The organism is Lysinibacillus sp. NPDC093216 (assembly GCF_050280325.1).
Taxonomy (GTDB): domain Bacteria; phylum Bacillota; class Bacilli; order Bacillales_A; family Planococcaceae; genus Lysinibacillus.
On sequence record NZ_JBNNVB010000003.1, the window covers coordinates 99,015 to 116,053 of the forward strand.

Below are 17,039 nucleotides of genomic sequence, written 5' to 3' on the forward strand. Positions count from 1 at the left end.
GACTCCTATACAGACTTCGTAGCCTTTTTCTTAATCACGTTACGTTCATCATAAATATTGGATGCGATCACTTTTAATACTGCATAAAATGGTACAGCAATGATAATACCGATGAAACCTGCAATATTACCTGCTGCTAAAATAACTGTAATAACTGTTAACGGATGTATATCGAGTGTTTTCCCCATTACATTAGGCGTTATAAAGTTACTATCGATTTGCTGCGCCACGAGTGTGACAACAGACACCCATATGACTAACACTGGATCCTGAACAATGGCCACAATCAGTGCTGGTGTAAAGGCAATCCATGGTCCAATAAACGGAATCATATTCATAAAGAACGCGAATATAACAAGTAGCAACGAATAATCTAAACCTATAATTAAATACCCAACATACATAATGAGTGCTAGTAAAAAACTAATTTGCAGCTGTCCTTGAATATAGTTACGTAAAACACCATCAATTTCACTTAACGTTTTCTTCACCCATTCACGACGTTCACCACTAAAATATTTATAAATCGATGGTGCAAATTTTTCATGATCCTTCAACATAAAAATAAAGAAGAATGGAATTAAAATAGCTAATAAAGAGGCAGATACAACTGATTGTAAAAACGATACTAGCCCCTTACTTGCCACAACGGCAATATCCTGCACAGAATTCGCCATATTGTCGATAAAGTTTTTTAACTGGGGTGGTAAGCTATCCTGGTTATAGTTATTTAGCACATAATCAGCTGCCTCTTGAATGCTAGCACTAATCTTTGGTACATTTTTCACTAAATTATTAACCTGCTCTGCAATCGGATTACCAACGATCCAACCAAAGCCACCAACGAACGCTATGAGTCCAATGACTATCGTTAATATACTTGCCCATCTCGGAAATTTACGCTTCTCTAAAAACCTTTGAATCGGTTCCGTAACATAATACAAAACACCGCCAAGTAACAAAGGTATAAAAATAGCCTTTAAGATAATTACAAGCGGCGAAAAAATCCAATGAATCTCTATAAAATATTTAATGACTAGTAGAACAAGCAAAACCCCTACGCCTACTTGAAACCAAACTTTCCTCGTCACTTTCTTCACTTCCTTTTATCACAGTTACTGAAAATACTACTTATATATTAACCATTTCGCAAGTATCCTACTATTTAATTTCCAAATAAAAGAGTTTCTAAACTGAAAAATTCGCAACTCACCAACGGGCAATCCTCGCAAGCCCCTCAAATGCTATAGCATCTGAGAAAGCTCGGACGGATTGTTTTCCCACAGGAGTGTCGCGAATTTCCACTAATGTCGCATAACGTAGTAGTCTATAATTTTGTGTCTTCTACTGAATTTAAGTAATCTTCAATATCACCAATAACCGATTCAACACAGCCGTCCTCAAATGGTGAAATTAAGCCTGCTTCTTTCACAAGCTTCGTAAAGGACATAGAGCCACCTAAACCACATAAATGAACATAGTCCTTCCAAGCAACTTCAAATTCTTCACGTGAACGTTTCCAGAATTGGAATGCACAAATTTGAGCTAACGTGTAATCAATGTAATAGAACGGACTTGAATAAATATGTCCTTGACGTTGCCATATACCGCCTGCTTCTAGATAGCTATTATGATCATAGTCACGATGTGGTAAATATGTTTCCTCAATTTTTTTCCACGCAGCTTTACGTTCAGCTGGTGTCATATTCGGATTTTCATAAATCACATGCTGGAACTCATCAACTGCAACACCGTAAGGAAGGAATAACAAGCCACTACTTAAGTGTGTGAACTTATATTTTTCCGTGTCTTCCTTAAAGAATAGCTCCATCCATGGCCATGTGAAAAATTCCATACTCATCGAATGAATTTCACAAGATTCATATGTTGGCCATAAATATTCTGGGATTCCGATGTTACGACTTGAATAGACTTGAAAAGCATGTCCAGCTTCATGTGTTAACACATCGATATCGCCTGAAGTACCATTAAAGTTCGAGAAGATAAATGGTGAGTGATAGTTTTCAATAAATGTACAGTAACCGCCACTCTCTTTTCCTTTCTTCGCCACTAAGTCCATTAATTCATGATCAATCATAAAGTTGAAAAATTCACCAGTCTCAGGTGATAGCTCTTCATACATTTTTTTACCGTTCGCAACAATCCATTCAGGATCGCCTTTTGGTGTAGCATTTCCTGATACAAAGTTGAATGCTTCATCATAGAATTTAAAATCAGAAATACCAATACGCTTTGCCTGACGCTCATATAATTTTGTGGCAATAGGTACGATTAAATCACGAACTTGGTCACGGAATTTCTTTACCATCTCTGCATTGTAATCAATGCGATTCATTCGAATATAGCCTAGCTCGACATAGTTTTTATAGCCTAATTTAACAGCGATTTCATGGCGCACCTTAACTAGCTCATCATAAAGTCGATCAAATTCCTCTTCATGATCAGCAAAAAAGCCAAAGCGTGCATCCGTAGCCGCCTTACGCACTTCACGATCAGTAGACTCTGCATATGGTCCAAGCTGAGCAAGCGTTAATGTTTCACCATTAAAGTCAATTTGCGCAGAGGCAACAAGTTTATTGTATTCTGAAACGAGCTTGTTCTCCTTTTGCATTAGATCAATGACTGCTGGTGAAAAGCCTTTAATTTGATAGGTTGCTAAATCAAATAATTGCTGACCCCATTTTTCTTCTAACTGCTCACGAAATGGTGAAACGATTAGCGCTTTATAATATTCTGTTGTTACCTCTTCCAACTCAGGTCCAACTTCGTCAAAATAATCGCGTTCTGCATGATAAAATTCATCATTTGTATCAATCGAAGCACGAATGTACACTAAGTTTGCCATTGTAGCGTAATCATTGCTCAATCCATTTAATTTTTCAATTATTTCACTTTGCTCGTCCATCGTTTGAGCATTTTTAAATTGGTCAATTAAGGATAATTGTTGCTCTTTCATTGCCTCGATATTTGGACGGCTGTATTCATAGTCTTTAAACATTTTCATAGAAGTCCCCTCTTTCTGTCATATACCCCGTGATATTTCTATTATATGCCAAATCTATACTATTAAGAAACAAATTAATAGCCAATTATATAGGTTTTTAATAATGCTGCCCTTTCACGTAGATTTAACTTTATTTCCACTGATTTCGGTGTTTTTGCCGCAACGACATCTACTTCAAAACCTAAAGACTCAGCTAAATATTTTGCACGCTTTAAATGAAAATCATTAGAAAGAATCGTTATTTTCTTAGTTCCTTTAGGCAAAAGTTCTTTAGAAAATAGTAAATTCTCATAAGTTGAAGTAGATTGGTCTTCTACTAATATTCTGTTAGTATCTATCCCCTTGTCCTGTAAGTATTTAAACATTACTGAAGCCTCTGTCCGATCTTCATCCGCTCCTTGCCCACCTGAAACAATTACTTTCACATGAGGATATTTGTTTAAATACTTTACAGCCTCTTCTAATCTATTTTCCAATGAAAGCGATGGGATTCCACCCGCTTTTACCTTCGCTCCCAGGACAATCATGTATGTAGCTGTTCCGTTTGCAGCCGGCTGGGCACCTTTTTTCATCTCCTCGCCGAGCCAAATATAAACAGCTATACAAATAACGAGCAGTACAACCCCTAATCTGATTAACCATTTTTTCACATTACATCCCCCCTTTACCTTTACTAACGATTAGACAAAGAAAAAGATGCTTGTACTAGAATTACTGTACAAACATCACGATTGATTATCTTAATATAAAGCGCTTAATAGATTCCTGTAACGCCGTTATTTCATCTGTTAAATCACTAGAAGATTCACTAACAAGCTGAATGGCACGCTGTTGTTCATCAACAGATGCTGTTACTTCCTCTGATGCAGCAGCATTTTTCTCACTAATCATTGCAATACTTTCGATAGATTGCATCATGTTATCCTTTGAGCTATTCAAATATTCTACTCCCGCAGTCATTTCTCCAATAACAGAAATAATTTTCTCTACGGCCAATTCAATTTCCTTAAAGGACGACTCTGTGATGGCAACCGAATCATTTTGCTGATGAACAATGACATTTGTTTTTTTCATCTCATCGTTCACTAAATTAGTTTCACTTTCGATTCCCTTTAAGGTTGTGCGCACTAGCTCAGTTGCTACAGATGTTTGGTCCGCTAGCTTCCGCACCTCCTCAGCAACGACTGCAAAGCCCTTGCCATGCTCACCAGCTCTAGCCGCCTCTATCGATGCATTCAATGCAAGTAGATTCGTCTGATCAGAAATTTCGGTAATGGTACCGACAATGCCTTCAATTTCCCTTACTTTCACAATTAAGCTATTAAATACAGCATAAACATTATTAATCAATTCCGAAGACTCGTGTGATGTCTCTTTTAAGCGGTTTAAATTTAAGAGCCCCTCTTGATTTGATCGTTTCATATGTTGAGATGCATCAAGCATTACTTCATTTTTGTCATGCAATACCTCAATCTGCTGGGCAAAATCAACGGCAGTTCGATTCGTATCTTCAGCATCTGAAGCTTGCTTTACCGCACCGTCCGAGACCTCATTTATCGCTTTTACTATTTCATCTCCATAAGCGTTTGTTTCCTCTGCCACAGATGTTAAATTTGACGATGTCGATTGAATTTCTACAATAGCTTCCTCTACATCTGTAATTAATGTTTTCAGTTGATCAACCATTTCATTAAATCCTTCATTTAACTGACCAATCTCATCTGAACGTTGTAGATTTTCAATTTCTACAGTTAAATTCCCCTTTGCTACCTCGCGTACGCGTTTAGATAGTTTTTTCACTGGTAAAGCTAAATGTCTCGAAATCATTATGACAACCACAGTACCTATAATAATGGCTCCTAATAATGTAATACCAATAACGAGTAATAATGAATTAGCTTCTTTATTAAAGTCTTGCATATATGTACCCGATGCAATGATCCATCCCCAATTAGGATCCTTTACAGAATAAATTATTTTTGGAGCTATTACATCTTGACCCGGTAGCGCAAACTCATATTGTGTAAATCCTCCACCAGCAAGTGCTTTTTCGATTACTTCTCGGATAAAGTAATTGCCACTATTATCTTTATCATTCCATAAGCTATCCCCTTCTCGAGTCGGATGGGTTGTTAATGTCCCTTTCTCATCTAAAACATATACATAACCATACTTCCCTAAGTCTCCAGGGTAATTAATTGGCCTTTTGCCTTCACTATCCTTAGGCCCTAGAAGTGCCTCCCGCACCCGTTCCTGTGCAACTTCCAAAGGAACGTCGCCTCTTTTAACACTCTCATTTGCAAGCTCGATTAATTGCAAAGTAGATTCAACACTATTTTTGATAACTTGTTCGCCAATATTCTCCATTCCTTTATTCGCTTTGTTATAACTAACCAACCCTATTACTAAACTAGGAATAATTAATAGTGCTAACGAAATGATAATTAGTTTCCCCTGTATCGAACGTGAAAACTTCATGCTTTAGCCCCCCCTTTTCTCTTCGTCACTATGACTATTAATCTATATTATGTTATGATTTGAAATTTTTCACAATGGGTAAAACGTAATTTATGTATGAATTATTCGCCTTTTTACCCAGATATGCTTCATCACCATAACGTTGATGGGTAGGCTGGGGCGCTTTCCTGAAGGCGACCGATGAGCTAGAAAAACAGAAAAAACTATCTTTCTACAGCGATATGCCTTATAGAAAAATAGTTTTTTGATTTTATTCTATTTACCTATGATATGATCATAATCCAAGTCACTAAAGCTATTAAAGTAGCTAAAAGAGTTGGGATTGTTAAGATAATACCTATCTTTAAATACTGAACCCAGCCAATTTTTATCCCTTTTTGCGCCAGTATATGGAGCCATAACAATGTTGCAAGTGAGCCAATAGGTGTCATTTTAGGACCTAAATTAGTGCCAATGACGTTTGCATAAATAAGCCCATCTTTAATAATGCCAGTTGCACTAGTTTCAGCAATAGCTAATGCATCAATCATGACAGTTGGTAGGTTGTTCATAATAGCTGACAAAATTGCTGCTACAAACCCCATCGTTATTGTCGATACCATCAACCCTTGTTGTATCGCGTGCTCTAATAAACTTGCTAGCAATCCAGTCATTCCTACATTTTTCAAACCGTAAACAACGACATACATACCGATAGAAAAGAACACAATATTCCACGGTGCCCCTTTCACAACTCTCTTTGTATCTACAGTATGGCTACGTCGTGCAAGTAAGAAAAAGATAGCCGCTACACCACATAAAATAAATGACACAGGAATTTTGAAAAACTCACTCGTAAAGAAACCAACTAATAATATCGCTATAACATACCATGATAATAAAAATAATCTCGTATCACGAATTGCCAGCTTTGGATTATCAACTGCTTCAAGTGAATATTCTTTTGGAATCGAACGACGAAAGACTATATAAAGTATAGCAATGCTTGCCAGTAAAGAAACTAAGTTCGGTATCAGCATATGTAAGAAATATTCCATGAATCCAATATCGAAATAGTCTGCCGACACAATATTTGTTAAATTACTAATGACTAACGGTAATGATGTTGTGTCTGCTATAAAGCCACTTGCAATAATAAATGGAAAGACCATTTTATCGCTTAAATTTAACTTACGGATCATCGCTAGAACGATTGGTGTTAGTATTAGGGCTGCACCATCATTTGCAAATAACGCTGAAACAACAGCACCTAGACAGGAAAGATAAATGAATAAGCGGATACCACTTCCCTTGGCGATGCGTGCCATATGGAGGGCAGACCATTCAAAGAATCCTATTTCATCTAAAATAAGTGAAATGAAAATAATCCCTATAAACGATAACGTTGCATTCCAAACAATCCCTGTTACCTCAACAACATCTTGCCAAGTAACAACCCCGAGCGACAACGCAATTGCAGCACCAATACAAGCAGACCAGCCGATTGATATTTTACGTGGCTGCACTATTACAAAAAATAAAGTTACTAAAAATATAGCAATCGCTAAAAGAGCTTGCACCGTTTTCCTCCCTAATTAAAAACCAGTAGCTTTAAAAATTGCTACTGGTTTTATAATTTATATTATTCGCCTAAATCTGCATTATGGTAAACGTTTTGGACATCCTCTAAATCTTCTAATGCATCAATTAATTTTTCAAATTTCGCAACGTCGTCACCAGTTAATTCTACTTCCGTTTGAGGAAGCATTGAAAGCTCTGCTACAGTAAATTCTTCAACACCAGCTGCTTTTAAAGCTTCTTGCGTTGCAAAGAATTGTTCTGGCTCTGCATAAATAATAACAGCTTCATCTTCTTCTAGAATATCACGAGCATCAATATCTGCTTCCATTAAAATTTCAAGAACTTCATCTGCTGATTTACCTTCTAAACCGATAACTGCTGTTGAATCAAACATGTAGGCAACAGATCCACTGACACCCATATTCCCATTATTTTTACCGAATGCTGCACGTACATCTGAAGCAGTACGATTAACATTATTCGTTAAAGCATCAACGATTAACATAGTACCAGCTGGTCCGAAACCTTCATAACGTAATTCGTCGAAGCTTTCATCGCCGCCACCTTTCGCTTTATCGATTGCTTTTTCAATAATATGTTTAGGAACACTGTATGTTTTTGCTCGTTCAAGAACAACTTTAAGGGCACGGTTTGACTCAGGATCTGGTTCGCCTGATTTAGCTGCCACATAAATTTCACGTCCGAATTTTGCATTGATACGGCTTGTGCTTTGGTCTTTAGACGCTTTCTTTTCTTTAATATTATTCCACTTACGACCCATAGTTTCCACTCTCTTTCAAATTAAAAGTTTATCAAAATAATAGATGTACACTTGCACATCTGTAAATGGTGATTAAATACTTCTCGTATCTTTACTCTGAAAATAATAACACAAATGATGCTTACAAAGCTAGATATGCCAATGTTTAAGGTCGTTTTCTAAAGAATAAATTTTTAAAAAATCAGATCATCACCATAACGTGTGGTTGATTTCCGTTCCGGCAGGGCGCTTTGTTGCTGTCGCTTCGCTTTCGCTGCAGGGTTTCGGGCCAACACGAGGTTGGTCACGAAGGCGTTATCACAGGATGTGATGCTTTTAGCCTTCGTTCCTCTATTGCTGATCCCCAAGGAGTCGCCCAGCCTCCACTCCAATCAACTTATATACATAGCATACGTTTTGAATGTCATCCTCAACTTTTGGTGTGGTCCAGAAAATTGTTTCACTTAGAGGCACTTTACAATTGGTTTTCTACTTTGATTTTTTCTAATAGTGCATGACAACCTTCTAAGGCTAAATCATAGGTTTCTTGAAAATCTCCCGTATAGTATGGATCAGGCACGTCTTTTCGATGGTCGGTTAAATCTAAAAAGCGGAAAATCTTTAGAGAATCAGGATTGCCAAGCATCGTTCGGATGTTACGTATATTGCTTTCATCCATGCCAATAATGTAATCAAAATTTTCAAAGTCAGCTTTTTGTAATTGTCGTCCTTGCATACCCTTCGTTGAGATGCCATATTCTTTTAGCTTATCTTGTGTTCCTCTGTGAGGTGGTTCGCCAATATGCCAAGAGCTTGTTGCAGCCGAATCTAACTCAACTTTATGACTTAAATGCTCTTTTTCAACTAAATTACGCATGACCGCTTCAGCCATTGGTGATCGGCATATATTCCCTAAACACACAAAAAGTACTCGAATCATTTTTATATCCTCCTCAATCAATTTCGCTTGGCGTAACTGTTGCTGTCGCTTCGCTTTCGCACAGAAGACTTTTGTTGCTGTCGCTTCGCTTTCGCACAGATAAAACATTTGTTGCTGTCGCTTCGCTTTCGCACAGAAAACATTTGTTGCTGTCGCTTCGCTTTCGCACAGAAAATATTGCTGAATCCAAGATAAAGCACTCAAAATCAATGATTCTGAGTGCCTTCTAAGCTGTCCAGCATATAACCAGTAGGAAGCTACTCCACTTCAAAAGGTTGTGAAGGTTTGTATTCTTCACAGGGAGTCCTTTAAATATGTTTCACTTTATTTCTTTTCTGCCGCAATTCGCTTCTCTAATTCTTCAGTTAACGTTACTAATTCATGTTCAAGGCGATGTGTAAATTCCTCGCGCCCTTCTTTACCTTTGCCTGTCACATAAAATGGCTCTCCATAAATTAGATAACCCTTACCGCGCTTAAAAACATCGCCAGCATTACGCGCACCAACGTAAGCAGCTGGTACAATTGGAGCTTTAGACAACTGTGCTATAGTAATTGCACCTTGCTTTAAATCCGAACCCTCAGCATTTCTTGTACCAGATGGGAAAATCCCTACGATTTTACCCTCTTTCAATAACTGTGAAGGGATTTTAATAACACTTGGTCCTGGATTGTCACGGTCAACCGGAAAGGCATTTAAACGCTCTATAAGCCAGCCAAGGCCTTTTATATCAAACAATTGCTTTTTAGCCATAAAGTGAATTTCTCGAGGAGTCATTGAAACCCCAAGATTTAAAATATCAACATAGCCTGTGTGCGTACATGCAATAATAAACCCACCTTCCTTCGGTAAGTTTTGCTCCTCATATACACGCGCCTTTGAGCCCGTTAATTTTAATATCACTTTGACAAGATTTGCTATAAATTTATACACTGTTCATTCCTACCTTATTTTCAATAGTTATTCCCATTGTAATCGAAAAGACCAGTATACTGCAATTGCTTGTGAAATAACTAGACTCTTCCCACTAATACATCAACATCAATCGTAATTTCATTTAACTGAATATTAGCGTCTTCTTTTTTATGCCAGCCCATCGGTGTCATTTCAAGCAGAGCCGGTACAAGCTCTGTAGCTAGCGGTACCGTATACGTAATACGGTCTACACTAACATCGGCAAAGCTTTCTTTAAACCGAGCAACGATTTGTTCATTCGAATACGACTCTTTTGTAGAATCCGCATATAATTGTGATCGAAGCTCATGTAGATACCCGCTTTGAGGTACAACCTTAACAACACAACCATTCTGAGTTAATAAACGTTTAAACTCTTCGTAATTGGCAGGCGATAAAATATTTAATATGGCATCGAAGCTTGATTTGGCAAATGGACTTTTCGCTAAATCACCAACACACCAAATTTGCTCTGGATAATGTCGGGATGCAGCAAGTATGCCTTCTTTCGCTATATCAATACCTATGCCAATACTGTTATCTTTTTTATCTTCCATAATACGGGCTAAATGCGAACCCTCACCACACCCTGTATCAAGCACGGTTTCTGCATTAGCAATCAGCTCTCCGATTTTATCTTCTACTAAATCATAGATGCCACTATCAATAACCGCTTTTCGAGATTCAAAGAGGTCTTTACCGTACTTAGAAATAGCACCATGTGTCAGCATATTGACGTAGCCTTGCTTGGCAATATCAAAAGAATGATTTGAGGAACATACTAATCTACCCTGCTCAAATACACTCATTGACTCCTGACAAATTGGACAAGCAAAAAGTGTCATATTTTTATCCATTAAGGCTGCCCCTGCAGCTCTTTTAGAAAGTGCTCCCATTAATTCGTCTCCTTTTGTTCTGTAGGTGAAACAAGTGCAAAACGCTCCCACTTACGACTTCTCCATCTAAAGTATACAATAATGGCTCGCATCCATTCATCTGCCGAAATCGCTAGCCAAATACCTACTAACCCCCAATGTAAAACGAATACGAACAAGTACCCGAGTGGGAGGCTCATACATACCATTGATAAGAAACCGATTTTCACCGGGAATCTTGCATCCCCCGAGGCACGCAATGAGTTAATAACTACAATATTCATTGTACGCCCTGTTTCAAGCAGAATGCTTAATGCTAGGACAGATGCCCCGATGGCTATTACCTCTGGATTATCAGTGAAAACGTGCATAAGTTGCTTACGGAATATCGTCACAACTACAACCATAGTTATCGTAAAGGCAAAAGCTGCTCGTACACTTAACCAAAGCTGATGATAAGCTTGATCTTTTTTACCAGCACCGACATTTCGCCCAATAATTATAGCTGTGCCCGTCCCGATTGCAATCGCAAATAAATACGTAAACATCGAAATATTCATAGCATATTGTCTTGCAGCAAGTGTCTCTGTGCCTAAATACGTTGCATAATAAAGGAAGACAATCTGACAGAACTGATAAAGCACCTGCTCAAATGCTGACGGTAAGCCTATATTTAATATTTTTTGAACATATTCCTTTGAATACTCGAAATAATATTCTAACTTCACCCTTACTTCCATCACTTGATACAACAGCCAGAAAAACACAAGAACTGCTAATCCCCGACTTACAACTGAGGAAATAGCCGCTCCTTTTACACCTAACTCCGGTAATCCTAAGTTACCAAAGATTAAACCGTAGTTTAATACAACGTGTAGCACATTCATACCTAGTGATACATACATCGTTTGCTTTGTCCATCCATGTACACGGATAATCGCTGCTAACGCATTTATAATTGCCTGTAAAAAAATAAAGCTTCCTATGATTGCCAAATAGCTTTGGGCATATTTAAGCACTTCTCCCTGCAAGTTCATCATGGTCATTAAATGACTCGAAAAGAAGAAAAATAAGACACTCATCATTAGTCCAACGACCAAATTCATCGTTACTGCTAAAGCAGAAATTTTCGCAGCTTCAAAAAAGCGCCTTGAACCTAAGTATTGAGATACAACAATGGAAGCACCATTACCAACTACCTCAAGTATTAAAATTGCAATATGAATATACTGATTGGCTGCACCAACCCCTGATACTGCATTATCTGATAAAGCACTAAGCATAAAAGTATCTGCTAGTCCCATTAACATAAATAAAAATACTTCTAAAAATATCGGCCACGTTAAATGGAACAAGCTTAACTTATTTGTCTCTTTTATATCACTTTCTCTTACTGTGTCTGACAATTTCAACTTCTCCTATACGCTTCATAAGAATTTTACGGGCAGTTAATCTCCCAACTACCGATTTTGAGATGAGAGTTTTGTACCTGACACTTCGCTTTCGGTACAGTTAAATGACTGCCCGTTACAGCGGGATAAAAATATATAGTATCTTATCATAGATTTTTAGGGTGTAAAGAGTATTTATAACGAAACATTGTAAAGGTAGTATAATACGTAAAAAATCCCTCTCACAATTTTATGCGAAAGGGTTTCTTATCATAGTAAGCAATGGTCATGCAATTGCTTACGTTTTTCTGTTGTTAAACCAAACTCTTGCTCTAAAAAAGCAGTCTTAGAACCATATCGGTTATCCATTGCATCAAATGCCGCTTGTAAATAGTCCTCACGGGCAGACATTAAGGCGTAAAATTGCTGTAATTCTCGATCGCTATAATCTTGCTGAATTGTCTGAGCCATTCGTTCTACTAAGGGACGTAGATGTACATTTGTATCTAAATAGTCCTCCATGATCGTTTCCTCAGGTACATCTAACGCCAGTAAAATAAGTGCGCTGCCAATACCTGTTCGATCCTTCCCAACCGCACAATGGTGAACAAGCCCTAAATTTTCAGGTTGTTGAATCGTTGCTATTAACTTTTTAAACGAGTCATTATTAAAAGGCATTTGTGCATAAAATTCTCGGAACATCTCTAGGCTTACAACCTTATAAAAATCTTTTCCACCAGTGTTTGTAGGCATCTCAAAAGCATGATTTCCCTTTGCTGGTATTTGAATATACTTGGCATACGGAAATACCGGATTAGGATTATTTTGAGCCTCATGGTTGTCTCGATAATCAAAAATTGTTTTCACACCTAGCGTTTTAAATAGCTCCTTATCTGTTTTCGTCATTTTACCAAGTGCTGCTGAACGATAAATCAAACCATTCTTAACAGTACGCCCATCTCTCGACTTATAACCACCCATATCACGAAAATTATAAACTGCTTCAAACGGAACAATCTTCATATCAAACTGTTTCATTCACTGCACCTCTCTCTGTTAGCAAGCATGCTTACCTCTATATTATAGAACAATTCGATATAATACCAATTTTCGCACTAGGGAATGTCATACGCTACTTTGAACGCTGAGGGGGGGATTTCAGCGAATCTTTATTGAAGCGGGGAGATGGCCGTATTACCTGATCACTTTTTCATCAAAGCGGAGCAGTTATCCACTCTAACCGATCACTTTTTCATCAAAGCAGAGCAGTTATCCACCTTACCTGATCACTTTTTCATCAAAGCAGAGCAGTTATCCACTTTACCTGATCACTTCTTCATCAAAGCGGAGCAGTTATCCACTCTAACCGATCACTTCTGCTTCATAGCGGAGCAGTTATCCACTCTAACCGATCACTTCTGCTTCATAGCGGAGCAGTTATCCACTCTAACCGATCACTTTCTCTTCAAAGCAGAGCAGTTATCCACTTTACCTGATCACTTCTTCATCAAAGCGGATCAGTTATCCACTCCAACCGATCACTTCTGCTTCATAGCGGAGCAGTTATCCACTCTAACCGATCACTTTCTCTTCAAAGCAGAGCAGTTATCCACTCTACCTGATCACTTCTTCATCATAGCGGAGCAGTTATCCACTCCAACCGATCACTTCTGCTTCATAGCGGAGCAGTTATCCACTCCAACTGATCACTTCTTCATCAAAGCGGAGTAGTTATCCACTCTAACCGATCACTTCTGCTTCAAAGTGGATCAGTTATCCACTCCAACCGATCACTTTCTCTTCAAAGCGGATCAGTTATCCACTCCAACCGATCACTTTCTCTTCAAAGCGGATCAGTTATCCACTCCAACCGACACTTCTTCACCGAAGAGAAACGGGTTTTTACCCTGACATTTCACTATTATCCATCAAAAAAGCTGCCCTTGATAAAGGACAGCTCCAAAATACTATTTAAATAACTCAGGGTAAACTGCTTTTGCTATTAACTCAACAGCTTCGCCAATACGCGGACCCGGACGGTTTGAAATATCAGTGTCTATAGAATACACCGCTTTATTTTGAATGGCAGTGATTGAATTCCATCCATCACGAGAGAGGATTTCTGCCGTTGGGTTTTCCCCATAGTTTACGGTTGTTAAAATGACATCTGGATTTTTTGCAATAATATCTTCCTCAGATACCTTTGCCCAACTTTTGAGGTCAGCAAAAACGTTCTTAACATTTGCAGCATCTAAAATCTCTTGTTGGAATGTACCAGAACCAGGTGTATATATGTCTGGCTTCGGACTAATTTCTAAATAGATATTTTTTGGTTCTTTCACATCTTTAACTTTTGCTTGGACTTCTGCAATTTTACCTTTAATATCATCATTTAACTTGTCGCCTTTATCTTTGATTCCCATAACTGTTGCGATTTGTTGGATATCCCCGTACACATCATCAAATGTTTTAGCCGATTGAATGGCAAACACTTTAATACCTGCATCTTCGAGACCTTTTAAGGCATTTAAATTTTCTTCATCGCCTCCAGTTGTATAGGCAATAACGACATCTGGCTTTAACGCTAAATTACGCTCACTATTGAATTTTACAGAATCAGAAACACGTTCAATTTTTTGCGCTTCTTCCGGATACGTATCATATTCAGTTGCACCAACGATTTTATCCCCCACACCTAGAGCAAATAAAATTTCTGTATTACTTGGTTGCAATGAAACAATAGTTTTAGGTGCGGCAGCAAACTCTACTTCTACGCCACGGTCATCCTTAACTTTATATCTAGTTTTCTCAACTTGTTGATCTTCCTTAGAAATAGTCTCTTTATTAATATCCTCTTTCGCGCCACAGCCAACTAAAACGAGTGCTAACATTAACACAGAAAGCCATTGTAGCTTAAACATTTTCTTCATTTCATTGATTCTCCTTTTTCTTTTTCATCGGGTATGACTTACTAATAAACGGTATTTCAGCAATACCAGCCTGCTGATTCATAAAGACAACCATTACAAAAAAGACATTGGCTAGTAATCCTAAATAATCAAAGAGAATAGCAGGTACTTCCCGTTCTTCAGATACTTTGTGCAAAACGCGATATGATTTTTTCGCCTCACTACGGCATAAATGTAATGCAGTAGCAGCCTCTGTCCCTTGAGGTAATACAAAGTTTTGTATTTCATCCTTAACATGACTAACATAGAAATCATAGCGATTACTTAGCCAAGTCAAATTATCTTCAGTTACCGCCAATTTACCTCGTACTGAGCCATTTACATGGTAAGCCATTGGTAAAATGGCTAGTAAATCATCTACTACTACCTCTACCGTTTCCTTTTTTACCGCCACCAAAGCGACGCCAATATGTGTTGTAAGGCTATCTGTTCGAATTTCAAAATCTACCGTTGATGCCTTTTCACGCATAAATGGATAACAAGAATAACGTGCATCTTTTTTCAAATCTAAGTCCCCGCTTTCCTTCGTGAAAAATTCTTACTTTATTCACACCTTCTTAGGATTCCAGCAGGTGAAAGATAAGTGTACATAAAAAAAACGTTGTTCCCACTCCTAAGGAAACAACGAAAATAACATAATAGTGTCGTATAGACACAACATAGCCTATGTAATTGCCGCATATTCTCCTAGCTTCCGAAGAGTTATCATACGTTCAAACAAAGGTCGGTCTCCTGGCTTGTACAGTTCACTACATTCAATCATGTTGTGAGTCATAAAAACCTTCCCATCAGATAATTCGACAGTGGTATATCTTTATGATTCCTGTACTTACAGTTGCGGAAACAGCTTCGGTTTTTCACCGAATTCCCGATTATGCTATAGTTTAGCACCCTTATTCTGCAAGAATTATTCACTTGTTTAGCAGTTTAACATAGATTAATAGGAAAAAATAGCTGTGGAATTAGAATAAACAAATACGATGGATAAAGATCATGCAGGTATCACCTTATGCACGCGGGTGTATTCGTTACCCCACGGGCATTTCACATGCTCGTGCAGGTATTTGTTATATTTCATAGATTGATGTTATAAAAGCTATCTCTCAACGAAAGCATGCGCAAAAAAACAGCTATTTTACATCTTTTAACGGATGGCATTCTTATATTTCTTTTTGCATTTAACATCTTCTTCTTCTTCAATTAAACGTCGAGCAATCTCTAGTAGTTTTGGGTCATTCGTTGCATCGAATAGCTTTTTAAAAGATACAATAATATCATAGCGTATCAATGTCGGGTGCTTTTCGTCTAAGCATATTTGAAATCTTTTCGCCAAATATGACACGACTAAATCTCTTTGTACCTGCCCTGCTAAACCTATTCTCCAAATCGCCTGCAAAGTATGCCTCGAAGTTTCTGTTTTTTCATCATACGTTACTGCCCAAATCTTTAAGAAGTCCTCTAATACTCTTTCTTCGGGATCACTTTTTGCTGCCAATGCGCATAAAAATTGTGCAGCACTTGCACGTACATGTCCATTTTTGTATGTAAGAGCTTGAACAAGTTGTTCCCAAACTGAATATGTCCAATCAACTGGTTCTTGCATAATTTTCATTAATTCTTCGTATGATTTGTATTGAATATCAAGGTCACGCTCTGTTAAATTACTAAAAAGTTGCAAAATCTCTTTTTCCATGATTCATCCCTACCTTTATTGTTTCAGAACGTAAAAATGGTAAACTTGTAAGTATTGTATTAATTTCTATCATTCGTTACTTTACTACTACGAAACTAAAGTCACAAACACTTTTAATTTCAAAGTAAGGTCCCAATTATTATATTTCAAAATTATCAGAAATGAGTATCAATATGCAAGGAAACATTTCTTTCGGCTATAAAAGACACATTTTACATGTTAGCTTTATAATCGGAATTAGCCTTCTATGAATCCAAGCGAAATACGCTATAACGATGGCAATCATTATATGGATAATTGATGCTATACCTTACATCGGCTCTATTTTCATTTTAGTAACTGGTAATATGGTAGTAAATATATCTACTTATGTAAATAAATTCATCCTAGATGT

The 17,039-nt window shown here is 37.7% G+C and carries 15 protein-coding genes and 1 riboswitch; of the genes, 1 reads left to right on the forward strand and 14 read right to left on the reverse strand.

What is annotated here, in order from left to right:
• Window positions 1–5: 5 nt before the first annotated feature.
• From ACQKOG_RS05130 to ACQKOG_RS05180, 11 genes are all read right to left on the reverse strand, one after another.
• Window positions 6–1,091: an AI-2E family transporter gene (locus ACQKOG_RS05130; protein ID WP_370080079.1), complete on the reverse strand. Its 1,086-nt coding sequence runs from the start codon at window positions 1,089–1,091 to the stop codon at window positions 6–8.
• A 236-nt stretch (window positions 1,092–1,327) separates the two neighbouring features.
• The gene (locus tag ACQKOG_RS05135; RefSeq protein ID WP_370080081.1) at window positions 1,328–3,025 is read right to left on the reverse strand and encodes a M3 family oligoendopeptidase; all 1,698 of its coding nucleotides are present in this window, start codon (window positions 3,023–3,025) and stop codon (window positions 1,328–1,330) included.
• Window positions 3,026–3,099: 74 nt separating this feature from the next.
• Window positions 3,100–3,675, reverse strand: a complete 576-nt coding sequence (locus ACQKOG_RS05140; protein WP_370080083.1) for a YdcF family protein — start codon at window positions 3,673–3,675, stop codon at window positions 3,100–3,102.
• Between the two features lie 85 nt (window positions 3,676–3,760).
• Window positions 3,761–5,503: a methyl-accepting chemotaxis protein gene (locus ACQKOG_RS05145; RefSeq protein WP_370080085.1), complete on the reverse strand. Its 1,743-nt coding sequence runs from the start codon at window positions 5,501–5,503 to the stop codon at window positions 3,761–3,763.
• 263 nt (window positions 5,504–5,766) lie between these two features.
• A complete protein-coding gene (locus tag ACQKOG_RS05150; protein WP_370080087.1) occupies window positions 5,767–7,062 on the reverse strand; it encodes an arsenic transporter in 1,296 nt (431 codons plus the stop codon).
• 62 nt (window positions 7,063–7,124) lie between these two features.
• The gene (locus ACQKOG_RS05155) at window positions 7,125–7,844 is read right to left on the reverse strand and encodes a YebC/PmpR family DNA-binding transcriptional regulator (RefSeq protein ID WP_370080089.1); all 720 of its coding nucleotides are present in this window, start codon (window positions 7,842–7,844) and stop codon (window positions 7,125–7,127) included.
• 454 nt (window positions 7,845–8,298) lie between these two features.
• The gene (locus ACQKOG_RS05160; protein ID WP_370080090.1) at window positions 8,299–8,763 is read right to left on the reverse strand and encodes a low molecular weight protein-tyrosine-phosphatase; all 465 of its coding nucleotides are present in this window, start codon (window positions 8,761–8,763) and stop codon (window positions 8,299–8,301) included.
• 324 nt (window positions 8,764–9,087) lie between these two features.
• The gene (locus tag ACQKOG_RS05165) at window positions 9,088–9,696 is read right to left on the reverse strand and encodes a lysophospholipid acyltransferase family protein (RefSeq protein ID WP_370080092.1); all 609 of its coding nucleotides are present in this window, start codon (window positions 9,694–9,696) and stop codon (window positions 9,088–9,090) included.
• An 80-nt stretch (window positions 9,697–9,776) separates the two neighbouring features.
• Window positions 9,777–10,613 carry a putative RNA methyltransferase gene (locus ACQKOG_RS05170; RefSeq protein WP_370080094.1) on the reverse strand — a complete coding sequence of 279 codons (837 nt, stop codon included), beginning with the start codon at window positions 10,611–10,613 and terminating at the stop codon, window positions 9,777–9,779.
• Entirely contained in the window at window positions 10,613–11,998 is a 1,386-nt protein-coding gene (locus ACQKOG_RS05175; protein WP_370080096.1) for an MATE family efflux transporter, read from the reverse strand. The genes ACQKOG_RS05170 and ACQKOG_RS05175 overlap by 1 nt, the downstream gene beginning before the upstream one ends.
• A gap of 255 nt (window positions 11,999–12,253) precedes the next feature.
• Window positions 12,254–13,021 carry a tyrosine-protein phosphatase gene (locus ACQKOG_RS05180; RefSeq protein ID WP_370080098.1) on the reverse strand — a complete coding sequence of 256 codons (768 nt, stop codon included), beginning with the start codon at window positions 13,019–13,021 and terminating at the stop codon, window positions 12,254–12,256.
• A gap of 147 nt (window positions 13,022–13,168) precedes the next feature.
• On the opposite strand from ACQKOG_RS05180, the gene ACQKOG_RS05185 reads away from it, so the two are divergent.
• Window positions 13,169–13,714 (forward strand): hypothetical protein, encoded by a 546-nt coding sequence (locus ACQKOG_RS05185; RefSeq protein WP_427445407.1) that lies wholly within the window; start codon window positions 13,169–13,171, stop codon window positions 13,712–13,714.
• Between the two features lie 236 nt (window positions 13,715–13,950).
• Here the strand turns inward: ACQKOG_RS05185 and ACQKOG_RS05190 are convergent, their stop codons facing one another.
• From ACQKOG_RS05190 to ACQKOG_RS05200, 3 genes are all read right to left on the reverse strand, one after another.
• On the reverse strand, window positions 13,951–14,913 hold the full coding sequence (locus tag ACQKOG_RS05190; RefSeq protein WP_427445410.1) for an ABC transporter substrate-binding protein: 963 nt from the start codon (window positions 14,911–14,913) through the stop codon (window positions 13,951–13,953).
• A 1-nt stretch (window position 14,914) separates the two neighbouring features.
• Window positions 14,915–15,457: a hypothetical protein gene (locus ACQKOG_RS05195; protein WP_427445412.1), complete on the reverse strand. Its 543-nt coding sequence runs from the start codon at window positions 15,455–15,457 to the stop codon at window positions 14,915–14,917.
• A 200-nt stretch (window positions 15,458–15,657) separates the two neighbouring features.
• A riboswitch (cobalamin riboswitch) is annotated at window positions 15,658–15,863 on the reverse strand.
• Between the two features lie 233 nt (window positions 15,864–16,096).
• The gene (locus ACQKOG_RS05200; protein ID WP_370077049.1) at window positions 16,097–16,645 is read right to left on the reverse strand and encodes a hypothetical protein; all 549 of its coding nucleotides are present in this window, start codon (window positions 16,643–16,645) and stop codon (window positions 16,097–16,099) included.
• Window positions 16,646–17,039: the final 394 nt, after the last annotated feature.

Excerpts from the sequence above, each read along its gene's own strand:
- ACQKOG_RS05170 (WP_370080094.1), bottom strand. The coding sequence starts at position 10,613 with ATGGGAGCACTTTCTAAAAGAGCTGCAGGGGCAGCCTTAATGGATAAA.
- ACQKOG_RS05180 (WP_370080098.1), bottom strand. The coding sequence starts at position 13,021 with ATGAAACAGTTTGATATGAAGATTGTTCCGTTTGAAGCAGTTTATAAT.
- ACQKOG_RS05135 (WP_370080081.1), bottom strand. The coding sequence starts at position 3,025 with ATGAAAATGTTTAAAGACTATGAATACAGCCGTCCAAATATCGAGGCA.
- ACQKOG_RS05190 (WP_427445410.1), bottom strand. The coding sequence starts at position 14,913 with ATGAAGAAAATGTTTAAGCTACAATGGCTTTCTGTGTTAATGTTAGCA.
- ACQKOG_RS05185 (WP_427445407.1), top strand. The coding sequence starts at position 13,169 with ATGGCCGTATTACCTGATCACTTTTTCATCAAAGCGGAGCAGTTATCC.
- ACQKOG_RS05155 (WP_370080089.1), bottom strand. The coding sequence starts at position 7,844 with ATGGGTCGTAAGTGGAATAATATTAAAGAAAAGAAAGCGTCTAAAGAC.
- ACQKOG_RS05160 (WP_370080090.1), bottom strand. The coding sequence starts at position 8,763 with ATGATTCGAGTACTTTTTGTGTGTTTAGGGAATATATGCCGATCACCA.
- ACQKOG_RS05200 (WP_370077049.1), bottom strand. The coding sequence starts at position 16,645 with ATGGAAAAAGAGATTTTGCAACTTTTTAGTAATTTAACAGAGCGTGAC.
- ACQKOG_RS05145 (WP_370080085.1), bottom strand. The coding sequence starts at position 5,503 with ATGAAGTTTTCACGTTCGATACAGGGGAAACTAATTATCATTTCGTTA.